22 protein-coding genes are annotated in these 22,720 nt (G+C 64.3%); 6 read left to right on the plus strand and 16 right to left on the minus strand.

Annotated elements, in window-relative coordinates; genetic code table 11:
- Positions 1-91: 91 nt before the first annotated feature.
- The 6 genes from galU to HCO70_RS16045 all read left to right on the plus strand — a co-directional run bounded on the left by galU (position 92) and on the right by HCO70_RS16045 (position 7,627).
- On the plus strand, positions 92-988 hold the full coding sequence (galU, locus tag HCO70_RS16020; RefSeq protein WP_172297972.1) for a UTP--glucose-1-phosphate uridylyltransferase GalU: 897 nt from the start codon (positions 92-94) through the stop codon (positions 986-988).
- Between the two features lie 22 nt (positions 989-1,010).
- Positions 1,011-1,994 carry a UDP-glucose 4-epimerase GalE gene (gene galE / locus HCO70_RS16025; protein WP_172297974.1) on the plus strand — a complete coding sequence of 328 codons (984 nt, stop codon included), beginning with the start codon at positions 1,011-1,013 and terminating at the stop codon, positions 1,992-1,994.
- 157 nt (positions 1,995-2,151) lie between these two features.
- Complete coding sequence (locus tag HCO70_RS16030) at positions 2,152-3,414, plus strand: glycosyltransferase family 1 protein (RefSeq protein ID WP_172297976.1); 1,263 nt, start codon at positions 2,152-2,154, stop codon at positions 3,412-3,414.
- Positions 3,415-3,460: 46 nt separating this feature from the next.
- Positions 3,461-4,471, plus strand: coding sequence for a glycosyltransferase family 2 protein (locus tag HCO70_RS16035; RefSeq protein ID WP_172297978.1), 1,011 nt, complete (start codon positions 3,461-3,463; stop codon positions 4,469-4,471).
- Positions 4,468-6,168: a beta-1,6-N-acetylglucosaminyltransferase gene (locus HCO70_RS16040; protein WP_172297980.1), complete on the plus strand. Its 1,701-nt coding sequence runs from the start codon at positions 4,468-4,470 to the stop codon at positions 6,166-6,168. The genes HCO70_RS16035 and HCO70_RS16040 overlap by 4 nt, the downstream gene beginning before the upstream one ends.
- A 1-nt stretch (position 6,169) precedes the next feature.
- Complete coding sequence (locus HCO70_RS16045) at positions 6,170-7,627, plus strand: nodulation protein NodH (RefSeq protein WP_172297982.1); 1,458 nt, start codon at positions 6,170-6,172, stop codon at positions 7,625-7,627.
- Positions 7,628-7,698: 71 nt separating this feature from the next.
- Here the strand turns inward: HCO70_RS16045 and HCO70_RS16050 are convergent, their stop codons facing one another.
- The 16 genes from HCO70_RS16050 to HCO70_RS16125 form a co-directional block, all read right to left on the minus strand.
- A complete protein-coding gene (locus tag HCO70_RS16050) occupies positions 7,699-8,163 on the minus strand; it encodes a PTS sugar transporter subunit IIA (RefSeq protein ID WP_172297984.1) in 465 nt (154 codons plus the stop codon).
- 43 nt (positions 8,164-8,206) lie between these two features.
- The gene (hpf, locus tag HCO70_RS16055; RefSeq protein ID WP_172297986.1) at positions 8,207-8,782 is read right to left on the minus strand and encodes a ribosome hibernation-promoting factor, HPF/YfiA family; all 576 of its coding nucleotides are present in this window, start codon (positions 8,780-8,782) and stop codon (positions 8,207-8,209) included.
- 274 nt (positions 8,783-9,056) lie between these two features.
- Positions 9,057-9,818 carry an LPS export ABC transporter ATP-binding protein gene (lptB, locus tag HCO70_RS16060; protein WP_172297988.1) on the minus strand — a complete coding sequence of 254 codons (762 nt, stop codon included), beginning with the start codon at positions 9,816-9,818 and terminating at the stop codon, positions 9,057-9,059.
- Positions 9,818-10,324: a lipopolysaccharide transport periplasmic protein LptA gene (gene lptA, locus HCO70_RS16065; RefSeq protein ID WP_172297990.1), complete on the minus strand. Its 507-nt coding sequence runs from the start codon at positions 10,322-10,324 to the stop codon at positions 9,818-9,820. The genes lptB and lptA overlap by 1 nt, the downstream gene beginning before the upstream one ends.
- 7 nt (positions 10,325-10,331) lie before the next feature.
- Positions 10,332-10,940, minus strand: a complete 609-nt coding sequence (locus HCO70_RS16070; RefSeq protein ID WP_172297992.1) for a hypothetical protein — start codon at positions 10,938-10,940, stop codon at positions 10,332-10,334.
- Between the two features lie 26 nt (positions 10,941-10,966).
- Positions 10,967-11,926, minus strand: coding sequence for an SIS domain-containing protein (locus HCO70_RS16075; protein ID WP_172298269.1), 960 nt, complete (start codon positions 11,924-11,926; stop codon positions 10,967-10,969).
- Positions 11,927-11,946: 20 nt separating this feature from the next.
- The gene (locus HCO70_RS16080) at positions 11,947-12,558 is read right to left on the minus strand and encodes a ribonuclease D (protein WP_172297994.1); all 612 of its coding nucleotides are present in this window, start codon (positions 12,556-12,558) and stop codon (positions 11,947-11,949) included.
- A 69-nt stretch (positions 12,559-12,627) separates the two neighbouring features.
- Complete coding sequence (locus HCO70_RS16085) at positions 12,628-13,122, minus strand: gluconokinase (RefSeq protein WP_216665465.1); 495 nt, start codon at positions 13,120-13,122, stop codon at positions 12,628-12,630.
- 1 nt (position 13,123) lies between these two features.
- A complete protein-coding gene (locus tag HCO70_RS16090) occupies positions 13,124-13,897 on the minus strand; it encodes an SDR family oxidoreductase (RefSeq protein WP_172297996.1) in 774 nt (257 codons plus the stop codon).
- A 49-nt stretch (positions 13,898-13,946) separates the two neighbouring features.
- A complete protein-coding gene (gene cueR, locus HCO70_RS16095; RefSeq protein WP_172297998.1) occupies positions 13,947-14,339 on the minus strand; it encodes a Cu(I)-responsive transcriptional regulator in 393 nt (130 codons plus the stop codon).
- Complete coding sequence (locus HCO70_RS16100) at positions 14,336-16,801, minus strand: heavy metal translocating P-type ATPase (protein WP_172298000.1); 2,466 nt, start codon at positions 16,799-16,801, stop codon at positions 14,336-14,338. Before HCO70_RS16100 ends, cueR begins: the two co-directional genes overlap by 4 nt.
- Before the next feature lie 160 nt (positions 16,802-16,961).
- On the minus strand, positions 16,962-17,903 hold the full coding sequence (argC, locus tag HCO70_RS16105; RefSeq protein ID WP_172298002.1) for an N-acetyl-gamma-glutamyl-phosphate reductase: 942 nt from the start codon (positions 17,901-17,903) through the stop codon (positions 16,962-16,964).
- 84 nt (positions 17,904-17,987) lie between these two features.
- Positions 17,988-19,103 (minus strand): 5-methyltetrahydropteroyltriglutamate--homocysteine S-methyltransferase, encoded by a 1,116-nt coding sequence (locus HCO70_RS16110; RefSeq protein WP_172298004.1) that lies wholly within the window; start codon positions 19,101-19,103, stop codon positions 17,988-17,990.
- Positions 19,104-19,136: 33 nt separating this feature from the next.
- Positions 19,137-20,843 carry a thiamine pyrophosphate-requiring protein gene (locus tag HCO70_RS16115; RefSeq protein ID WP_172298006.1) on the minus strand — a complete coding sequence of 569 codons (1,707 nt, stop codon included), beginning with the start codon at positions 20,841-20,843 and terminating at the stop codon, positions 19,137-19,139.
- Positions 20,843-22,201, minus strand: a complete 1,359-nt coding sequence (locus HCO70_RS16120; RefSeq protein WP_172298008.1) for a TRAP transporter large permease — start codon at positions 22,199-22,201, stop codon at positions 20,843-20,845. Before HCO70_RS16120 ends, HCO70_RS16115 begins: the two co-directional genes overlap by 1 nt.
- A 9-nt stretch (positions 22,202-22,210) precedes the next feature.
- Entirely contained in the window at positions 22,211-22,720 is a 510-nt protein-coding gene (locus HCO70_RS16125) for a TRAP transporter small permease (protein WP_172298010.1), read from the minus strand.

Raw genomic sequence — 22,720 nt, forward strand, 5'->3', positions numbered from 1 at the left:
GTCGGCGAAAACCCGCAGGGTGTGGTACCATCCCGGAAGACAATGCTGCGGCTGCATGATAGGCGTCGGGCAAACAACCTGAGGTGAAGCTATGGCACGTAAGGTAACGAAAGCAGTCTTCCCGGTCGCAGGCCTGGGAACGCGCTTTCTTCCCGCGACGAAATCGATTCCGAAAGAGATCATGACGCTGGTCGACCGGCCGCTGATCCAATACGCGATCGACGAAGCCCGCGCGGCTGGGATCAAGGAATTCATCTTCGTCACCTCCCGCGGCAAGAGCGCGCTGGAGGACTACTTCGACCACGCTCCCGAGCTTGAGACGTCGCTGCGCAAGAAGGGCAAGGACGACCTGCTTGAGGTGCTCAAGGATACGAATATGGATTCGGGCGCGATCGCCTATATCCGCCAGCACAAGGCGCTGGGTCTGGGCCACGCGGTCTGGTGCGCACGCCGTCTGATATCTCCGAACGAGCCCTTCGCGGTTCTGCTACCGGATGACGTGATCGCGGCGGAAACGCCCTGTCTGCAGCAGATGACCGAAGCCTACGAGGAGACCGGCGGCTGCATGGTCGCCGCAATGGAAGTTCCGCCCGAAAAGGCCTCTGCCTACGGTCTGCTGAAGGTGTCGCAGGATATCGGCCAGAAGGTGAAGGTTGCCGGCATGGTCGAAAAGCCGAAGCCGGAAGATGCCCCGTCGAATCTGGCGGTGATCGGGCGCTACATCCTGAACAACAAGGTGCTGCAGAACCTGAACAAGATGAAGGGCGGCGCCGGCGGCGAGATCCAGCTGACCGACGCGATTGCGCAGGAAATCGAACAGGGCCGCGATGTCTGGGGCTACCGCTTCCGCGGGCAGCGGTTCGACTGTGGTTCCAAGGCGGGCTTCCTGCAGGCGACCGTGGCCTTTGGTCTGTCGCGCCCGGAGCTTCAGGAAGAATTCAGCGAGTACCTGAACGAGCTGATCTCGGTCCAGCGAGCCGCACAATAAACGGAAAGAAGGCCGCCGCCCGATGAAGAACGTTCTGGTCACGGGCGGCGCCGGCTATATCGGCTCGCACGCGTGCAAGGTGCTGAAGGCGGCGGGCTATATGCCCGTCACCTATGACAACCTGTCCACCGGCTGGTCCGATGCCGTGAAGTTCGGGCCGTTCGAGCAGGGCGACCTGTCGGACCGGGCGCGGCTGGATGAAGTCTTCGCGAAACACCAGCCGGTCGCGGTGATGCATTTCGCGGCCTTCAGCCAGGTCGGCGAGAGCATGCGCGATCCTGGTATGTACTGGCGCAACAACGTGGTCGGCTCGCTGACGCTGGTCGAGGCGGCGGTGGCGGCAGGGTGCCTGGATTTCGTGTTCAGCTCGACCTGCGCGACCTATGGCGATCAGGACGGGGTGGTTCTGGACGAGGACACGCCGCAGGTGCCGATCAACGCCTACGGGGCGTCGAAGAAGGCGGTGGAGGAGATCCTGTCGAATTTCGGGGAGAGCCACGGGCTGCGCTCGGTGATCTTCCGGTATTTCAACGTGGCGGGGGCGGATCCGGACGGCGAGGTGGGCGAGTTCCACCAGCCCGAGACGCACCTGATCCCGCTGATGCTGGATGCGATCGACGGGAAGCGGGCGGGGCTGACCGTTTTCGGGACCGATTACGATACACCGGACGGGACCTGCATCCGGGATTATGTCCACGTGATGGATCTGGTTGATGCCCATGTGGCGGGGGTCGAGTGGCTGGCCGCCGGGAAGGGCAGCCGGGTGTTCAACCTGGGGACCGGGACGGGATTCTCGGTGCTGGAGGTGATCGAGCACAGCCGGGCGGTGACCAATCGCGAGGTGCCCTACGAGGTGGGCGCGCGGCGGCCCGGGGACTGCGTGAAGCTGGTGTCGGGCTCGGTCCGGGCCGGGCAGGAGCTGGGCTGGAAGCCGGAGAGATCGACGCTGGAATCGATGATCACGGATGCCTGGCGGTGGCATCAGAACGGGCATTATGACGGGTGATTCAGGGCGTCCCCATGGGGACGCCTCGCAAGCCTCTGTAATCGTTACATTAAAGTTCTAACTCGATTTTAACCCTGGCTGGCAGGGGAGGGGGGCTGTCTGCCCCCCGCTTGCCTGTGGCAAGCCCCCCCCGAGGATATTTTCGACCAGAAGAAGAATGGACGGGAATCACGGGGCGGGCTGGAGTAGGTTTGCCGCGATGGGATGGATGGACGGTGCGCCTGCGAGATGCCTTGACCTGACGCGGCTGGTGTCGCGACTGGGGCGCGGGGCGTGGACCGGGGTGGACCGGGTGGAACTGGCCTATCTGCGGCACCTGGCAGGCGAAGAGGTGCCGCTGTACCTGCTGGTGCGGACGAGCCTGGGGTTCGTGCTGGTCGCGCCGGACCGGACGGCGGACGTGCTGGCGCGGCTGGAGGGGCACGCGGACTGGGGGACGCCGGACCTCATCGGACACCTGTCGCGCAGGGCGCATCCGCTGAAGCGGCGGGCGGTGGCGGACCTGCGGCGGTTCGCCGTGGCGCGGTGCCTGCGCGGCGGGCTGGCGCGGATGCTGGCGCGGCAGGTCCCCGCGGGCACCGTCTATTTCAATGTCGGGCACAGCGACCTGAGCGAAGAGGTGCTGGCGGCGTGGAAGGCGCTGCCGGGCGGGCGCATCGTGGCGATGGTGCATGATACCATCCCGCTGGATTATCCGGAGTACCAGCGCGCCGGGATGGTGGAGGCGTTTCTCGGCAAGCTGCGGCGGCTGTCGGTGCGGGCGGACCTTATCGTCTGTTCCACGGACGTGGTGCGGAACGACATCGCACGCTGGATGGCGCCGATGGGGCGGGTGCCGCCGGCCGTGGTGGCGCATCTGGGGGTGGAGGTACCCGAACCCGGATCGCTGCCGCCAGAGCTGGAGTTTGACCGGCCCTATTTTGTGACCGTGGGAACGATCGAACCGCGGAAGGACCACGCTCTGTTGCTGGACGTGTGGGAAAGCCTTGGCGAGGACGCGCCATTCCTGGTCATCGCGGGGCGGCGCGGGTGGCGGAACGAGCAGCTTTTCCAAAGGTTAGAGACGTCCAGTGTCGTCAATCGAACCGTGTTCGAACGCGGTGACCTGGATGACGAAACACTGGCCGCGCTGTTGCTGCGATCGGCCGGATTGCTGTTCCCGAGTTTTTCAGAGGGTTTCGGGTTGCCGGTCCTGGAGGCTACCGCTCTGAATGTGCCTGTTTTGACACGGAAATTGCCTGTTTACACCGAGGTTCTGGGCGACATACCCGTTTACGTGGAGTCGGGCGATGTGTATTCATGGAAATCAAGCATAATACGCTTGGCAGTGGGAATTCAGGCAGGACAGAGACGGATCGCCGAGGCTCCGCGCGTTCCGACGTGGCAGGAACACTTCAACCGGGTATTGAACGCGGTATGATGCGCGGGCCATAAGAGCGAACCGAGCCTCTGCTGAAGGGGACGTATTGGGTGCCTTGAGGTCATATCGGCTGAGGCTTCAGCGTAAACGCTGGCGTATTCGTGCGTTCCGCAAGAGACGCGAACTGCACTGCATTGCGGACCGGACAAGGCAGATCGGACCCGGTGATGTTCTGGTATTCTCGACATTGCGGAACGAGAAGATCCGGCTGGAATATTTCCTGAAGTACTATCGGCGGCTTGGCGTCAACCACTTCGTGATGGTCGACAACGACAGCGACGACGGCGGCCGCGAATACCTGGCCGATCAGCCTGACGTATCCCTGTGGCACAGTACGGCAAGCTACAAGCGTGCCCGGTTCGGGATCGATTGGCTGAACTGGCTGCAATGGCAGCACGGGCACGGCCACTGGTGTCTGAACGTCGATCCGGACGAGTTTTTCGTCTACCCGTTCTGTGACACGCGGCCGATACGGGCGCTGACCGACTGGCTGGATGCCTCCTCGATCAAGTCTTTCAGCGCGATGCTGCTGGACATGTACCCGAAGGGGCGGCTGGACGGGTTTCCCTATGTCGAGGGGCAGGACCCGTTCGAGATCGCGAGCTGGTTCGACAGCGGCAATTACACGATTTCCAAGAACCACCAGTTTGGCAATCTGTGGATCCAGGGCGGGCCGCGTGCGCGTGCGTTCTTTCCCGACAATCCGGACCGGGCCCCGGCGCTGAACAAGATCCCGCTGGTGAAATGGCACCGGCAATATGCCTATGTCAGTTCCACGCACATGCTGCTGCCCCGCGGGCTGAATGCCGTGTACGACGAGTGGGGCGGCGAGAAAGCGTCTGGCGTGCTGCTGCATGCAAAGTTCCTGGATACGTTCAGCGTGAAGGCGGAAGAGGAGTTGGAGCGGCGCCAGCATTATGCGCGGAGCCACGAGTACAAAGCCTATGCAAGGCGGCTGCAGAAGGACCCGGACCTGTGGTGCAACTGGTCCGAGAAATACATCAACTGGCGGCAGCTTGAGATCCTGGGGCTGATGTCGAAGGGGAACTGGGCGTGACGGTGGGAATCGTCATGCTGTGCCACGATGCCCTGGACCGGGCGGAACAGGTGGCGCGGCACTGGTCCGCGCATGGATGTCCGGTGGTGATCCATGTCGACAAGAAGGTGAAGCGCGACGCGCATGACGCCTTCGTCAAGAGCCTGTCCCGGATTGAGAACGTGCGATTTTCCGAGCGGCACCGCTGTGAGTGGGGGACATGGTCGCTGGTGGCGGCATCGCAATCGGCCTCGGAGCTGATGCTGCGGGACTTTCCCGAGGTTCGGCACGTGTTCCTGGCATCGGGATCCTGCCTGCCGTTGCGGCCGGTCGAGGAGCTGAAACAGTTCCTGGCGGAGCGGCCGCTGACGAACTTCATCGAGTCGGTGACGACGGAGGATGTGCCCTGGACAGTGGGCGGGCTGAGCCTTGAGCGGTTCACGCTGCGGTTCCCGTTCTCGTGGAAGCGGCGGCGGAAGCTGTTCGATGCCTATGTTCTGCTGCAGCGGCGGGTCGGGTTCCGGCGGAAGATCCCGGACGGGCTTGAGCCGCATCTGGGCAGCCAGTGGTGGTGTCTGACACGATCAACCCTGCAGGCGATCCTGGAAGATCCGGAGCGGCCGGTCCACGATGCCTATTTCAAGAAGGTCTGGATCCCGGACGAGAGCTATTACCAGACGCTTGTGCGTCTCTATTCCGGGGATATCGAAAGCCGGTCGCTGACACTGTCGAAATTCGATTTCCAGGGCAAGCCACATATCTTCTACGACGATCACCTGCAGCTGCTGCGGCGATCGAACTGTTTCGTCGCGCGGAAGATCTGGCCGCGGGCGAACCGGCTTTACGATACCTTCCTGGCGCCGAAGGAAGGCGAGCCGGGGACGGCGGAACCGAACCCGGGCAAGATCGACCGGATCTTCGCCAAGGCGGTAGAGCGGCGGACGCGGGGGCGGTCCGGGCTTTACATGCAGAGCCGGTTTCCGAATTCGGGCTGGGAGAACGGGACGACCTGCGCGCCCTATTCGGTGTTCGAGGGGTTCGCGGACCTTTTCGAGGATTTCGAGGGCTGGCTGGGCAAGATGGTGGGCGCGCGGGTGCACGGGCCGCTTTACGCGCCGGACCGGGCGCATTTCGCCGGGGGGCAGGCACATTATGCGGGAGCGTTGTCGGATTGCGCGACATTGCGGAACTACAATCCGGTGGCGTTTCTGACCAACCTCGTCTGGAACACGCGGGGCGAGCGGCAGTGCTTTCAGTTCGGGCCGCGCGACAACCAGGAGCCGTCCTGGTTCATGGCGACGGATTCGAACGCGCAGATTTCGGTGGTGACGGGGGCGTGGGCGGTGCCGCTGTTCCATTCGAAACGCAACTTTTCCGAAGTGCGGAAGGAGGCGGCGCGCTTGCAGAAGATCGAGGTCGAGCATCTGGAGATCCTGCGGTCGCCCTATACCAAGGCGCGGGTGCGGGTCTGGACGATGGCTGATTTCGTGGAAAGTCCGATGGAGCCGCTGCAGACGATCATCGACGAGATCGGGCTGCGGCATCCGCGGCGGCTGACGGAGGTGCCGAGAATGGTGGATCTGAAGGGGTTCGGGCAGTTCCTGCAGAACCTGAAGAACCAGGGGATGCAGCCCCACGTGATGGGTGATTTCCCGGTGACGGACAGGGGTGACGGCGCGCCGGACACGCCGCGCAAGCCCTACCTGGTGAAGCAGTAGCATGGGCGCGCGGTTCGATTATTTCGTGGTGTTCGCGGGGATGCGGACGGGGTCCAATTTCCTGGAGGAAACCATCAACGACTATCCCGGGCTGGAATGCCTGGGGGAGTTGTTCAATCCGCATTTCGTGGGCCATGCCGGCCGGTCCGAGAGCCACGGGATCAGTATGGCGCAGCGGGAGGAGGACCCAATGCAGCTGCTGGCGGCGATCCGGCAGGAAAGCGCGGGGCTGCCGGGGTTCCGGTTCTTCCACGACCATGACCCTCGGATCCTGGCGCATGTTTTGCCGGACAGGCGATGCGCGAAGATCATCCTGACGCGAAACCCGGTGGAATCCTACGTCTCGCAGAAGATCGCGGAGAAGACCGGGCAGTGGCGGCTGGGCGACATGACCGGGTCGCGGGTGGCGAAGGCGGATTTCGACGAGGCGGAATTCGCGGCACATCTGGAACAGGTGCAGGCGTTCCAGATGGCGCTGTTGCGCGGGTTGCAGGTGAGCGGGCAGACCGCCTATTACGTGGGCTACGACGACTTGCGTGACCTGGACGTGATGGACGGGCTGGCGCGGTTCCTGGGTGTCGAGCACCAGAAGAAGCGGGAAACGAAGGCGACGAAGGTCCAGAACCCGCAGGCCCTAGATGAAAAGGTCTCTAACTATGGGGAAATGGAGGCTGCACTGTCGAAGCTCGACCGCTTCGACCTGAGCCGGACGCCGAATTTCGAGCCACAGCGCACACCTGTGGTGCCGACCTATGTGGCGGCCGCCGAAGCGCCGTTGCTGTATCAGCCGATCCCCTGCGGGCCGGAACCGCGTATCCTGCCTTGGCTGGCGGCGCTGGACGGGGTGGAAGTCGAAAAGCTGAAAACCGGATTCTTCCAGAAGGCGTTACGCCAGTGGAAACGACAGCATAAGGGGCACCGGGCATTCACGGTTGTGCGACATCCGGTGATGCGGCTGCATGTGGCGTTTTCCCGGCATATCCTGCCGGCGGAAGGGGCGGAGGTTTATTCGGAAATCCGTGCGACCTTGCGGAAGCAGTACAAGATCCCGATCCCGGCGGGAACGCCCGGCACGGACTGGACCGCCGAGCTGCACCGGGTGGCGTTTGTCGATTTCGCCCGGTTCGTGGCCGGGAACCTGAACGGGCAAACGAGCCTTCGCGTGGACGGCAGCTGGGCATCGCAGGAGGTCATTCTACAGGGAATGGCAGAGGTTCAGCTTCCCGACATGATCCTGCGCGAGGACAGCCTGGAACAGGGGCTGGAACAGCTGGCGGACCAGGTGGGACTTGGCGACATACCGGAACCGCCGCCATTCGTGGATCCGGGGCGGGTGCCGCTGGCGGCGTATTACGACGACGAGGTCGAGGCGGCTGTGCGGGCGGCGTATCAGCGGGACTACATGATGTTCGGCTTTGGCCAGTGGGCGCAGCCCTGGGGCGGCGAAGGGCCGTTCTGACGCCACAGAGGCGTACAGCGGGTGTGCACAGGGTTCGGTAGACCGTTCCGCACCCAGACAGGACGACCGCGTCAGGCGGCCTCGCTGGCGGGGAGTTCCGTCAGAACGGTGTGCAGGGTGGCCGGATCGGAATTCGCGCGCAGCTTGGCGCAGACATCCTGATCGCGCAGCGTGCGCGAAACCAGAGCCAGGGCGCGCAGGTGGTCGACGCCGGATTCCGCCGGCGCGAAGAGCGCGAAGACCAGATCCACGGGCTGCCGGTCGACCGCATCGAAATCCAGCGGCTTCTCGATCTTCAGGAAGACACCGAGCACCTCGTGCAGATCCTTCAGACGGGCATGGGGCAGGGCGATGCCCTGGCCCACCCCGGTAGGCCCGAGAGATTCACGTTCCATCAGGGCCTCGACCACATCGGTGTAAGGCAGGCGATAGGTGCTTGCAGCAATTTCGCCCAGTTCCTGGAACAGGCGCTTCTTGCTGGTCAAGGAATTGACGACCCGCACCGCGGACGGCTGCAAAATGCTCGAAAGTTCCATAAGCCTCTGCTCGTCTGCCATGGGTCTTTCGACCCTTCGCTATTCAGCTTGCGATGCTGGGATCTATCCAGCCGATGTTCCCGTCGTCCCGGCGATACACCACGTTCACACCGGAAGTACCCTCTTTACGGAACACAAGGACAGGCGCCCCGGCAAGTTCCATTTGCATCACCGCTTCACCAACGGACAGGGAGGGGATCTTCATCTCCATCTCCGCGACGATGATCGGCTGAAGCGACTCCGGTTCCTGCGCATGATCGTCCTCGCTTGCGGCGAGGATATACGAGGAAGCCTCGTAGAGTTCAACCGGCTGTGATCGCTCTTTATGGTGATCTTTCAACCTGCGCTTGTATCGGCGAAGCTGTTTTTCCATCTTTTCACAGCAGCTGTCGAAGGCGGAGTAGATTTCCGTCTCCTGCGCCTTGGCCTGTGCCGTCAGGCCCGTGGAGAGGTGTACGACCGCCTCGCAGACGTAGAGATGGGCGCTGCGAGAAAAGGTGATTACCGCCTCGGTGGGACGTTCCGCGTATTTGTCTACGACTTCGTCAAGCTCTGTCTCCACATGCGTTTGCAGGGCCTCACCGATGTCTATCTGTTTCCCACTGATCTGGTAGCGCATGGGTCCTCCCTCTGATGCTCTCAAGTAGACGCGACGTCGCCGTGTGCGGAAGATCCGCACGCCGGTGCCGAAGCGAAGAAATCCGGGTAATCCCAGCCGCTTTTGCGGCGGTAAGGCGTACATCCTGTGCGCGAATGGGAGCGCGGCGCACGAAGGGGAAATGACTGGTCACGCATCCCTTGCATTTGGCGCCTTCTTTGCCATCGCTGTCAACTGGACACGTAGCCACGGGGCGGAATCGTTAACCATTAGCTCAGATTTTGAACTGCAACTGTTAAGTGATTCTGAATGATTGGCCGAGATAGACCCGGCGCACATTCTCATCGCGTATTACCTCGTCGGTGGTGCCGCTCATCAGGACCTTGCCGTCATGTAATATATAGGCGCGGTCGACAATCTCGAGGGTTTCGCGAACATTGTGATCGGTGATGAGCACACCGATACCACGTGTCTTGAGGTCGGCGACAAGGCCGCGAATCTCTCCTACAGCGATCGGATCGACGCCGGCGAAGGGCTCGTCGAGCAGCAGATACTTGGGGTCTGCGGCAAGGCAGCGGGCGATTTCCACGCGACGCCGTTCGCCGCCCGACAGCGACAGGGCGGAGGCGCGGCGCAGGTGGGTGATCGAAAATTCCGACAGAAGCTCTTCCAGCCTGTCACGGCGGCGCTTCTTGCTGGACATCGAGATTTCCAGAATGGCGAGGATGTTGTCCTCTACCGTGAGGCCGCGGAAGATCGAGACCTCCTGCGGCAGGTAGCCGATGCCGAGCTTGGCGCGGCGGTACATCGGCAGATAGGTGACTTCGCGACCGTCTATGGTGACCTGCCCGCCCTCGGGCGAGATCAGGCCGGCGATGGCGTAGAAGCTGGTGGTCTTGCCGGACCCGTTGGGGCCGAGCAGCGCCACGACCTCTCCGCGGCCGAGTTCCAGGCTGACATCGCGGATAACGGTCTTTTTCCGGTAGCTTTTTCGCAGGTTGATGACACGCAGGCCGACCTGTCCTTCGGTGACGTCGAACTGCGGGCGCGAATCCATCAGTTCTGGCCCGGGTTCAGCACGGTTTTGACGTTGCCCGACACGGCACCGGAGCCCGACTGGAGATTGTAGGTCAGCTGGTTGCCGGAAATCGCGGTGGCACCCTGGGTGACGAGGACGTTGCCGGTCAGGACGATGGTGTCCTCGGCCAGGGTATAGACGGCTTCGTCTGCCTCGGCGGCCTCGCTGGAGCCGACGAAGGTGACGCCGCCGAACATGCGGATCAAGCGGATCTCGTTGTTGCCGCCGTCGCCGGAGCCGTATTCGACGAGCATGCGCTCGCATGTCATCACGAGGTCGCCCTGGCCAACGATGACGTTGCCGGTGAATTCCGCCTGGCCGGATTGCTGGTTTACCGACAGCTGTTCCGAGGTGATCTCGACGGGCTGGGTGCTGTCATGTCCCTCGATGCCGAGCGACACGGAGGTGCCCTGCGCCAGTGCGGGCGGCGTCAGGAGCAGGGCGAGCGAAACAAGCGCTGCGGAAATGCGTGCTGCGGCAATCATCGAAACCTCATTGGTCGAATTCGTATAGCAGGCGAACGTTGCCGTTGAAAACCAGCAGTTGCGGGCTGTCTTCGGTGCCGTCGCCCGTGAGTTCGAAACTGTCGGCGGTAAGGTTCACTCCGGGGCCGGTGACGGCGATGGCGGTGTCGGACCAGAGGCGCATCGTATCGAAGGTGACGTTCAGGCTGTCGCCATCGAGCCGGTAGCCGTTGGAGGCGATGACCGAAACGTCGCCGCCGAGGCCCGCGCTCTGGCCGTTGTCGCCGATCACGCCCTCACTGGCATTGATGCCGACATTGACACCGGAGGGCAGGTCGATATCGGCGGAGAGGTCGCTGGCTGTGAAACGGTCGGGCGTTTCGGGGTCGGGCCGGGCGCTTTCGGCCGAGACGGTGAAAGCCGCGCCGCCGCCGGTCATGCCGGTGAAGGTGGGCCGGCCTACGCGCTGTTCGCGGGTCAGTTCGTCGATGTCGACATCGGCATAGGGCAGGTCCTGCGCCGGATCGACGGCGCGGGCGACGAGGAACAGGGTCGACAGCAACGCCAGCGCCAACAGCGGCAGAAGTACCTTCAGCCACGAGACGACGCGGGAATAGGTATTGTCGTAGACGGCCATGCAGTCAGACGCCCGTTGCGGTGCGTCTAGACGATACCCGCGCGAAGGCAGTCATGCACGTGCAGGATTCCGACCACGTTGCGGCTTTTCGCCGGGTCCACGACGAAGAGACAGGTGATGCGGCGTTCGTTCATCACCGCCACCGCTTCCTCTGCCAGGGAATCCGGCCCGATGGTGCGGGGATCGACCGTCATCACCTCGCCCGCGGTGTGGGTCAGGAGGCCGTCCATGTGGCGACGGAGGTCGCCGTCGGTGACAATGCCGAGAAGCTTGCCGTCCGTGTCTGTTACGCCGACGACGCCGAAGGTCTTTTGCGTCATGACCAGCAGAGCATCGGCCATGACGGTGTCGCGCGGGACAAGCGGCATGTCGGTGTGCATCAAGTCACGCACCTTGGCGAGCTGGGCGCCGAGCTTGCCGCCGGGGTGGAATTCGCGGAAATGCGCGGGCGTGAACTGCCGGTGTTCCATCAGCGCGATGGCCAGCGCGTCGCCGAGGGCCAGCATCATCGTGGTCGAGGTGGTGGGCGCGATGCGGTTGCTGCACGCCTCTTCGACATTTGGCATCAGCAGCTTCACGTCGGCCTGGCGCATCAGGCTGCTGTCGGCGGCGCAGGCGATGCCGATCAGCGGAATCGAGAAGCGGCGGGTATAGGCGATGACATCGGCAAGCTCCGGGGTTTCACCGGATTTCGAAAGCACCAGCGCAACGTCGCCCTGCGCCATCATGCCAAGGTCGCCATGCGACGCCTCGGCGGGGTGGACAAAGTGAGCAGGGGTGCCGGTGGAGGCCAGCGTGGCCGCCAGCTTGCGCGCGATATGGCCGGATTTGCCCATGCCAGAGACGATGACGCGGCCGTGGGCGTTGAGGATCAGCTCTGCCGCCTCGACGAAGCTGTCGTCGAGCAGATCGGCAAGCATGGTCAGACCGGTAGCCTCGCTTTCGACGACGCGGCGACCGGCGGCAATAAAGGTGTTCTTGTCCATTTTCCTGAGCATTGCCGTTCCTAGTGCGCGAAGATGTCGATCTCGGGCCAGCCGGCAAGGTCGAGCCGGGCCCGGGTGGGGAGGAAGTCGAAGCAGGCCTGCGCCAGATCGGCGCGGCCCTCGCGCACGAGGCGCTTGTCGAGCTCTTCCTTGAGGCGGTGCAGGTAGAGAACGTCGGAGGCGGCGTAGTCGAGCTGTGCCTTGCTCAACTCTTCGGAGCCCCAGTCGCTCATCTGCTGCTGTTTGGAGATATCCACGTCGACCAGTTCCTGAAGCAGGTACTTCAGGCCGTGACGGTCGGTGAAGGTGCGGATCAGTCTCGAAGCGATCTTGGTACAATAGACCGGCGCGGCGAGCGTGCCGAAAGCATTGTACATCGCGGCGATGTCGAAGCGTCCGAAATGAAACAGCTTCAGCACGTTGGGATCGGCGAGCATGCGGCAGAGGTTGGGCGCGTCCGTCTGGCCCTTTGCCACCTGGATCATGTGCGCATGGCCGTCGCCGCCGGACATCTGGACCACGCATAGGCGGTCGCGGTGCGGGTTGAGGCCCATGGTCTCGCAATCGATGGCCACAACCGGGCCGAGATCGAGATCGTCAGGAAGGTCGTTCTGGTAGAGATGATTGGTCATGCGCCAATGTTCTTCGTGCTTCAGACCGCGAATAGGGGTTTCGCCCGGCCATGTAAACCGGGGCGGGACTCATGCGGACCGAAGTGCGGCTTCGAGGACCCGCACCAGCGCGGAAAATGGCCTGTCGATGTCGACGGTCAGGCCGATTTCGTCGTCCTGCAGCGGTTCGAGCGTGGCGAACTGGCTGTCGAGCAGGGAGAGCGGCATGAAGTGACCTTTGCGGGCCTTCATTCGCGTCTCTATTAAGGCCCGACTGCCGCTGAGATGCAGGAATCCGACCGGCTCCCGTGCGGCGTCCCGGATGATGTCGCGATAGGCCCGGCGCAGGGCGGAGCAGCCTATCAGGGTGCGGCCGGGGTGATCGCGAAGTTCTTCGCCGACGGCATGAAGCCAGGGCGCGCGGTCTGCGTCGGTCAGCGGTTGACCGGCGGACATCTTCGCAATGTTGGCGGGCGGGTGCAGGTCATCGCCGTCGATATAGGTAGCCCCAATCCTGCGCGCGACGGCGGCGCCGACGGTGGATTTCCCGCAGCCCGCGACGCCCATGACGACGAAGGCGCGCATGTCAGAGAGAGGCCGTGATACCGCCATCGACGTAAAGGATATGACCATTGACGAAGGTGGAGGCGGCGGAGGCGAGGAAGACGCAGGCGCCGACCAGTTCCTCGACCATTCCCCAGCGGCCGGCGGGCGTACGCTTTTCCAGCCAGCTGGTGAATTCGGGATCGTTGACCAGCGCCTGGTTCAGAGGTGTGTCAAAATAGCCGGGGGCGATGGCATTGCAGTTCAGGCCGTGCTGCGCCCAGTCGGTCGCCATGCCTTTCGTCAGGTTGGCGACGGCGCCCTTGGTTGCGGTGTAGGGCGCGATGCCGGGGCGGGCGAGCGCGGTCTGCACGCTGGCGATGTTGATGATACGGCCGGATCCGCGGGCGATCATGTGGCGCGCGGCGGCCTGCCCGGCATGGTAGACCGAGGCGATGTTCGTCTGCAGCAGGGCCTGGAACCTGTCTGGCGGAAAATCCTCCAGCGGTGCGCGGTGCTGCATGCCGGCGTTGTTGACGAGAATGGTGATCGGGCCGGTATGCGCCTCGAACCCGTCGATGGCGCGGCGGGTGGCATCGTGATCGGTGACATCGAAGCGTAGCTCGTGGGGCGAATGGCCTTCGTTGCGCAGTTCTTCGGCGGCGTCGCCCAGCTTGTTCGGGTCGCGGCCGTTGAGGACCACTTCGGCGCCCGCCTCGGCCAGCCCTCGGGCAAGGGCGAGGCCGATGCCCTGCGACGAGCCGGTGATCAGCGCGCGTTCGCCGCCGAGGTCGAATAGATCGGATCCGGTCTTCATGTGCTCCTCCGTGGAGGAGTGGTAGCAGGGCGGAATGCCGGGCGGAAGTCTACCGCAGCGTCCCGCCGAGATCCTCGAGGATCGGGCAGTCGGGTCGGTCATCCCCCGCGCAGCAATGGACGAGGTGCGAGAGCGTGCCGTGCATCGACTGCAGTTCGGAGATTTTCGTCTCTATCTGAGCCAGATGTTCCTTTGCGATGCGTTTGACGTCGGCGCTGGCGCGGGTCTCGTCCTCGTACAGCGCGAGCAGGGCGCGGCATTCCTCGATGGAGAAGCCAAGCGCCCGGGCGCGGCCTAGGAAGGTGAGCTTGTGCAGGTGCTTTTCGCTGAAAGACCGGTAGCCGTTGGCGCCCCGGTCGGGGCGGATCAGGCCGATATCCTCGTAATATCGGATCGTCTTGGGCGGCAGGCCGGACCTTTCGGCGACGTCGGAGATGTTCATGTGCGTGCCTCCTGTTTCGGGGCGACCCAGCGCAGGCGCAGGGCGTTGGAGAGGACGAAGACGCTGGACAGCGCCATGGCGCCGGCGGCCAGAATCGGCGAGAGCAGCAGGCCGGTGGCGGGATAGAGGACCCCGGCGGCGACGGGGATCAGCAGGATGTTGTAGCCGAAGGCCCAGCCGAGGTTCTGGCGGATGTTGCGCATGACGCGGTGCGACAGGTCGACGGCGTTGACCACGCCGGTCAGCTCGCCCGACATCAGCACGACGTCGGCGGCCTCGATGGCGATGTCGGTGCCGGTGCCGATGGCGATGCCGGTATCGGCGGCGGCGAGCGCCGGGGCGTCGTTGATGCCGTCGCCGACGAAGGCGAGCTTGCCCTGTCTGCGCAGATCCTCGACGGCCTGCACCTTGCCTTCGGGGAGAACCTCGGCGGTGACGTGGTCGATCCCGAGTTCCTGCGCGATGGCGTCGGCGGTGGCGCGAGCGTCGCCGGTGATCATGGCGACGGTAAGTCCGGCGTCGTGGAGGACCTGGATGGCATGTTTAGTGCCTTTCTTGATCGGGTCGGCGACGGAGAGGACGGCGGCGATCTGGCCGTCGGCGGCGATGTAGAGCGGCGTGCGGCCCCCGGCGGCGAACTCCGTTTCGGCGCTGCGCAGGTCGTCGGGGATGGCGACGTTTTCGCGTTCCATCAGGCGGCGGGCACCGATGAGCACGTGTTGGCCGCTGACGGTGGCGCGGGCGCCGAAACCGGTGATCGACTCGAAAGCGTCGGGCTGCGGCAGCTTGATGCCGCGGATCTCGGCGGCGCGGGTGATCGCCTGCGCGATGGGATGCTCGGACCGCGATTCGACGGCTGCCGCGAGGCGGAGGACGGTGGTTTCGTCATGCCCTTCGGCCAGATGCAGGTCGGTCAGTTCCGGGCGGCCCTCGGTCAGGGTGCCGGTCTTGTCGAGAGCGATGACGCGGGCCTCCTGCAGGGTCTGCAGCGCGTCGCCCTTGCGGAACAGTACACCGAGTTCGGCGGCGCGGCCGGTGCCGACCATGATCGAGACCGGCACGGCGAGGCCCATGGCACAGGGACAGGCGATGATCAGGACGGCGACGCCGGCGACGAGCGCGTTGCCGAGGGAGCCGGTGACGGCCAGCCAGACGACGATGGTCAGCAGGGCGGCAGCGATGACGGCGGGGACGAACCAGCCGGTGATGCGGTCGACGACGTTCTGGATCGGGAGTTTGGCGCCCTGGGCCTGCTCCACCATCTTGACGATGCGGGACAGCATGGTGTCGGCTCCGACGCGGGTGGCGCGGAAGGTCAGCGCGCCGGTGCCGTTGACGGTGCCGCCGGTGATCCCGGCGCCTTCCGCTTTTTCGACGGGGACGGGTTCGCCGGTGACCATGCTTTCGTCGACATAGCTGGTGCCGCCGGTCACCTCGCCATCCACGGCGATGCGTTCGCCGGGGCGCACGTGGATGATGTCGCCCACCGTGATCCCGGAAACGGGGCGTTCGACGATTTCGCCATTGCTTTCGACGCGGGCGGTGGCGGGCTGCAGGTCGATCAGCTTGCGGATTGCCTCGCCGGTCTGGCCCTTGGCGCGCGCCTCGAGCCAGCGGCCGAGCAGGATCAGCACGACGATGACGGCGGCGGATTCGAAATAGACGTTGTCAGAGCCTTCCGGCAGCAGGCCGGGAGCGAAAGTAGCGACTGTCGAGAAGCCATAGGCCGCGGCGGTGCCGAGGGCGACGAGCGAGTTCATCTCTGGCGAGCCGCGGAACAGGGCGGGGAAGCCGATGCGGTAGAATTCGCGGCCGGGGAAGACGAGGATCAGGGTGGTCAGGACGAATTGAATTAGGCGGCTGGCCTGCATGCCGATGGTGTTCATCACCAGCTCGTGCATGCCGGGGATCAAATGGCTGCCCATTTCCAGCACGAAGACCGGGAGCGCCAGCAGCGCGGCCAGAAGGGTGGCGCGGCGCAGGCGGGCGGCATCCTCGGCTTTCGTGTGGCTCATGTGGTCGTGGCCGCCGCGGGCGTGGTGCTCATGCCCGTGCGGCGTGGCCGGATAGCCGGATTTTCCGGTGGCCTCGGCGATCGACTTTGGCGTCGCCGTTCCGCAGAGGTAGCGTACCTGCGCCGTTTCGGTGGCGAGATTGACGCTGGCTTCCACCACGCCGGGGACGGCGCGGAGCGATTTCTCGACGCGGCCGACGCAGGAGGCGCAGTGCATGTTCTGGATATCCAGCGTCAGGTCGGCGACCTCGGCCGGGTAGCCGGTTTTTGCAAGCGCATCGACAAAGGACCCGGCAGTCGCCGGCGCATCGAAGGCGACCTGACCCGTTTCGGCGGCGAGGTTCACGTTTGCCTCGCGCACGCCGGGAACGGCGCGCAGAGCCTTCTCGGCCCGCCCGACGCAGGATGCGCAGTGGAGACCCTGGATGTGGAGTGTCAGATCAGTCATGTCGGCCCTGCCGGAGTGGTTACGGCAGGAGAGATAAGGCTTCCAGTCACTGGAAGGTCAAGGGATAGGCCAGGCGAAAGGCAAAATACTTTGTAAACCCCGAAGAAAAGTGGGCTTTTCCTCTTTTAGAGACATGTCAGATCCGCCTGGATGCGGAGAATTACTCCGCCGCGGCACGCAGACCGTCGTCGAGACCGGCTGCATCGTCGGCGCCGAGCATGATGTTCAGGTTCTGAACCGCCGCGCCTGACGCGCCCTTGCCGAGGTTGTCGAGCACCGCGACGAGCACGGCTGCGCCCGTTTCCGGATTGCCGTGGACCGACAGTTCCAGCCGGTTGGTGCCGTTCAGGCGCTGCGGCATTACGCGCGGGGCGTGGAGTTCAGCGGGAACGACCGCGACGAAAAGTTCGCCGTCATACGCGGTGCGCAGGGCGGTTTCGGCGGCGGCCATGCCGTCGGTGCCGAGGTTCGGCAGGTGGATCGCGACGGCCATGCCCTGAGCGTATTGCCCGACAGACGGCACGAAGACCGGCGGAAGGGATAGAAGCCCGTGCTTCACGATTTCCGGCAGGTGCTTGTGCGCCTGCGTGGTCGCGTAGAGGAAACTGCCGTCAATGCTGCCGCCTCCATACTCGGCGATCATCGACTTGCCGCCGCCGGTATAGCCGGAGACGCCGGAGATGGCGGGCGCCGAGCCGGGCTCGATGAGGCCGGCCCCGACCAGCGGGCGGATCAATGCGATTGCGCAGGTTGACCAGCAACCGGGATTCGAGACGTATTGCGCGGCGGCGATATCGGCGCGCTGGCTGCGTGTCATTTCGGGGAAGCCGAAGACCCAGCCGTCGGCCACGCGATGCGCGGTGGAGGCGTCAATGAACCGGGTGCCGCCATTGGCGAGGGCGACAGATTCGCGGGCGGCATCGTCGGGCAGGCAGAGGATGGCCACGTCAGCCTCGGCAAACGCCTCGGCCCGGGCGCCGGCATCCTTGCGGAGGGCGGGGTCGACCTGCACGAGCGTGATGTCCGAGCGGGTGGTCAGCCGGTCGCGGATCTGCAGGCCGGTCGTGCCGGCTTCGCCGTCGATGAACACCTTGTAGGACATAGCGCGCCTCCTGACGTCAGTGGGCGCGCAGATAGCAGAGACCGGGGCGAAAGGGAACGTTGCCGTTCGCCCCGGACCGGCGGATCAGACGCCGCCCCAGATTTCCTCGGCGCATTTGACGACGAGTTCCAGCTTTTTGCGCTGGTCGTCCTCGGTGACGGTGTTGCCTTCCTCGGTCGAGGAGAAGCCGCATTGCGGCGCGATGCCGAGCTGGTTGATGTCGCAGTATTTCGAAGCTTCCTCGAACTTCGACTTCAGCCAGTCCATCTTTTCCAGTTCCGGGGTCTTGGTGGTGATGAAGCCGGGCAGGACAATCTGTTTGCCCTTGGGCAGCAGGCTGAGCGGTTCCAGCCCGCCAGCGCGGTCGGTGTCGTATTCCATGAAGTAGATGTCGACGCCGGTGGAGAAGATCGCCTCTGCCGCCTGGTCATAGGCGCCTTCGGCGGCGTGGGTCGATTTGAAGTTGCCGCGGCACATGTGCATGCCGATGAACATGTCTTCGGGGCGGTCCTTGATCGATTCCCGCAGCATCCAGCCGTAGCGTTCGATCAGCCAGTCGGGATCCTGGCCCATCTCGGCCTTGGCGGCCCGGTGTTTCGGGTCGCAGAGATAGGCGAAAAAGATGTCGTCGAGCTGCAGATAGCGGCAGCCGACATCGTAGAAGGCCTGCACAACCTTTTTGTAGGTCTTCACAAGGTCGTCGAACATGTTCTGCGGATCGTCGCGATAGAGCGCGACGTGGTCATCCTCTGCCAGCGTGCGGAAGTGGCAGGCGGAAGGGCCGGGGATCGAGATCTTGGGGACGACGTTGGTGTGTTCCTTGACGAACCTGAAGTGCTCCAGCATCGGGTGGTCGGACGGGAAATCGAAGCGCTGGCGCACGACCGGGGTCACCGGGATCGCGGTGGTGTTGGAGAAGGTGATGCCGCCGGAGCGCTCCTCGAGCGAGAGACCGGTGAGGCCCTCCATGAAGTCGTAGTGCCAGTAGGCGCGGCGGGCTTCGCCGTCGGTCACGGCCTTGAGGCCAACCTCTTCCTGCATCTTGATGAGGGCCGGAATCTCGGCATCCTCGACCGCCTTCAATTCATCGGCGGAGATGGATTTGTCCTGAAAGAATTTCTTGCGCGCTTCCGCGATCGGCTTCGGGCGAAGAAGGCTGCCGACATGGTCGGCGCGGAACGGCGGCGTAAGGTCGCTCATGGGTTTCTCCCTGGAAATGTATACACCGGGGGGTTACCCCGGCAATGTTGCGATGTCGAGGAGGGCGAGGCGGCCGGTGTCGGCAATCTCGAGCGCCTCGCGGATCGCCTGGGCCACGTCTGCGGGGTCAGTGATCCGCTTTGCCCAGGCGCGGCTGGCCTCTGCCGTCCTGACGAAATCGGGCGTGGGTTTGAGGGCGGTCAGCGGCATGCGGTTAGCCTTGGCAGCGAAGCCGTCGGGGTAGAGCCCGGTGACGGACCCGCGGACGGCGCCCCATTCCTCGTTGTTGAGGATGATGACGACTATGCCGATCCCGTGCGCCTCTGCGATCTGGTGGCAGGCGGTGGGGTTGGCGAACATGTAGCTGCCGTCGCCCATGGTCGCAACGATGGTGCGCGACGGGTCGGCGAGCTTGGCGCCCATTGCGGCGGGGAAGGACCAGCCGAGGCCGCCGGAATGCGGCTCGACGAACCAGCTGATATGGTCTCGGCGGTCGAGCGGGCCGAGAAACGTCCCTAACTCGGAGAAAACCGAGGATTTCCGGCCTTCGAGAGCGTCACTGAGGCAGGCGCTGACATGGGCCTTTGTGATGCCCTGCGCGGTGTCGGCGGCGGTTTCGCGGGCGTTCTGGCGGGTCTTTTCGGACGCTGCCGCGATCTTCGCCCGGCGGGCGGCGATTGTGTCTTCGTCGCGGTCGCAGGCGGCGAGGGCGTCGGCGAGGGCGGGGATCGTCACTGCGTTCTCGCCTGCGATACTGAGGTCCGAGCGGAAGGTCCGGGTCGGGTAGCGGTGGAAGATCGGGTCGGGGCCGATGTTGATGACCTTTGCATCCGGGTTCAGGCGGTGCTGATCGGGCCACCAGGGGGCGAGGCAGTCTAGGACGACGACGACGTCGGCCCGTTCCAGCCAGGGCATCGGGTTGCCGCCGATATGGCAGGGATGGTCGGTGGGAATGGCGAGATGTGTCGCCCACCAGGAGCAGACCGGGATCGCCCATTTGTCGACAATCTGCGAGAAGCGCCGGAAACTGTCGGCATCGCCAGCGCCGCGCTGGGCGATGATCAGCGGCGCCTTCGCGCCGGCGAGCCAGCGGGCGGCGTCCTTTATCGCATGTATACCGGCGCCGGGTTCGGCGGGGCGCATGGAGGGACCGGCGCCGATGTCGGAGGCATCGATGGTTTCGCAGAGGATTTCGCGGGGGAGCGAGAGGTAGACCGGCCCCTTGGGGGTGGAATTGGCGACGGCAAGGGCACGGTCGAGAAACGGGGCGACCTGTTCCGGGAAGCGCAGCTCGTTTTCCCACTTGCAGGATTCGCGGACCAGCGCGCCCTGGTCGCGCATCTCTTGCCCCCAGCCGATCGGCACGGTGCGGGCGCCGAAGCGTTCGGATTCGGTGACCGGGGTCTTGCCTGACATCAGGATCATCGGGATGTGCTCGCAGGCGGCGTTGATTGCGCCGATGGCACCGTTGGCGAGGCCGACATTGGTGTGCAGCATCACCGCCTGCGCCTTGCCGGAGATCAGGTAATAGCCGTGTGCCATGCCCATCGCCGCGTGCTCGTGCGGGATGACGATGGCCTGCGGCAGGTCCTCTCCCTTGGCGGCGGCCTCGGCGAGGCCCTCGATGATTGGCGGGAAGTCAGTTCCGGAATTGGCGAAGACATAGTCGACGCCCAGCGCCTTGAGGCGGGGAAAGATCGCCCCGCCCGCGGTCAGCGTTCTGGTTTCACCCTTGGCCATTACCAGCCTTCCATGATCTTTGGCAGCCACAGCGTGATGGCAGGGAACAGGAACAGGATGGTGACGCGCACCATCTCTGCCCCGAAGAAGGGGAGAACGCCCTTGAACGTCTCTGACATTGGGGTTTCTTTCGCCATCGCCGAGATGACGAAGACGTTCATGCCCACGGGGGGCGTGATCAGGCCGAGTTCCACGACGATGAGTGCAAGGATCCCGAACCAGATCTTCAGGTCCTCGGTCGACATGCCGAAGCCGGAGCCGTCGGCGGGGGCATAGAGGCCGCCGTTGATTTCCACCAGAACCGGCCAGAAGAACGGGATGACCAGAAGGATCATCGACAGGGAATCCATAAGGCAGCCGAGGAAGATCAGCGCCAGCAGCAGGATCGCGACGACGGCCATCGGCGCCATGCCGGAATTGGCGATCCATTCCGCCATCGCCTGCGGCAGGCCGATGCGGGACATGAAGATCTTCATCAGTTCGGCGCCGAAGACGATCAGATAGATCATGCCGGTGGTGCCGGCGGTTTCCTTGAGCGAGTCGATCAGCTCGTGCCAGCCGATCTTGCGGCGAAGCAGGCCGTAGACCCAGACCAGCGCCGCACCGACCGCTGCTGCCGGGGTGGGGTTGAAGAAGCCGCCGTAGATGCCACCGAGGACAAGGCCGAAGATGACCGCAACAGGAACCATGCCCAGCGTCGCATCGCGCCATTCCTTGAAGTCGACGCCTTCGTGGCGCGGGCCGGCCTCTGGCTTGATGGCGACGTAGACGGCGATTGTCAGGATGAACAGGATCACGGCGAGGATGCCGGGGATCATTGCGGCTGCAAACATGGTGACGATGTTCGCCTCGACGATGATGGCATAGATGATCAGCACGACCGAAGGCGGGATCAGGATGCCGAGGACGCCGCCCGCGGCGAGCGAGCCTGTGGCGAGCGCGCCGGAGTAGTTGTAGCGCTTCAGTTCCGGAAGGGCGACCTTGCCCATGGTCGAGGCGGTGGCGAGCGACGAGCCGCAGACCGCGCCGAAGCCGGCGCAGCCGGCGATGGCGGCCATTGCGGTGCCGCCGCGGAGCCAGCCGAGCCAGGCGTTCGCGCCGCGGAACAGGGCCTGCGACAGCCCGGCACGGGCGGCCAACGCGCCCATAAGGACAAACATCGGCACGACCGAAAGGCCATAGTTAGAGAATGTTCCGTAGGCGAGCGTCTTGAGCTGCGCAAAGACCGGCAGCGACCCGGAATGCAGGATCGTGCCGACGCCGCCGACAAGGATCATGGAATAGGCGATGGGAATCCGGATCGCGATGAGCGCGACCAGGATGACGAGGCCGAGGATACCCAGAGTGATCGGATCCATCGTGCTGGCTTACCTTTTCATCATGCCGTGGCCGGCTTCGACGAGCGAGGCGAAGGCGGCGACGACGAGGAGTGCCAGCGACAGGAGACAGCCGGCGTAACCCCACCAGAGCGGGATCTGAAGAATGGCGGTGGTGGAGTCGTAGGTGCGCTGGTCGACCATGCCGTAATACATCCGCCACAGCAGGATCGCGCCGAAGGCCAGCGCCACTGTGGCGCCCAGCAGCGCGAAGAGCGACAGCCAGAATTTCGAGGCGCGGGCGGTGAAAATGTCGGCGGTGACATTCAGCCCTGCGATCTGGCAATAGGGCAGGAAGGCGAAGGCGGCGATGGCCACGCCCATTTCCGTGAGTTCGAAATCGCCGTCGAGCGCCTTGTTGTTGATGATCTGGTTGATCACCGAGGCGACGTTGATCAGCACGACGGCCAGTAGCACCAGACCACCCAGGATTGCCCAGGTGGTGCAGATGCGAAGGACGAGGCTGTGAAGCCTCGTCCCGGATTGAAGCGTATCGCTCAT

The sequence above is a fragment of the Pseudoruegeria sp. HB172150 genome (assembly GCF_013184805.1).
Classification (GTDB): Bacteria; Pseudomonadota; Alphaproteobacteria; order Rhodobacterales; family Rhodobacteraceae; genus Psychromarinibacter.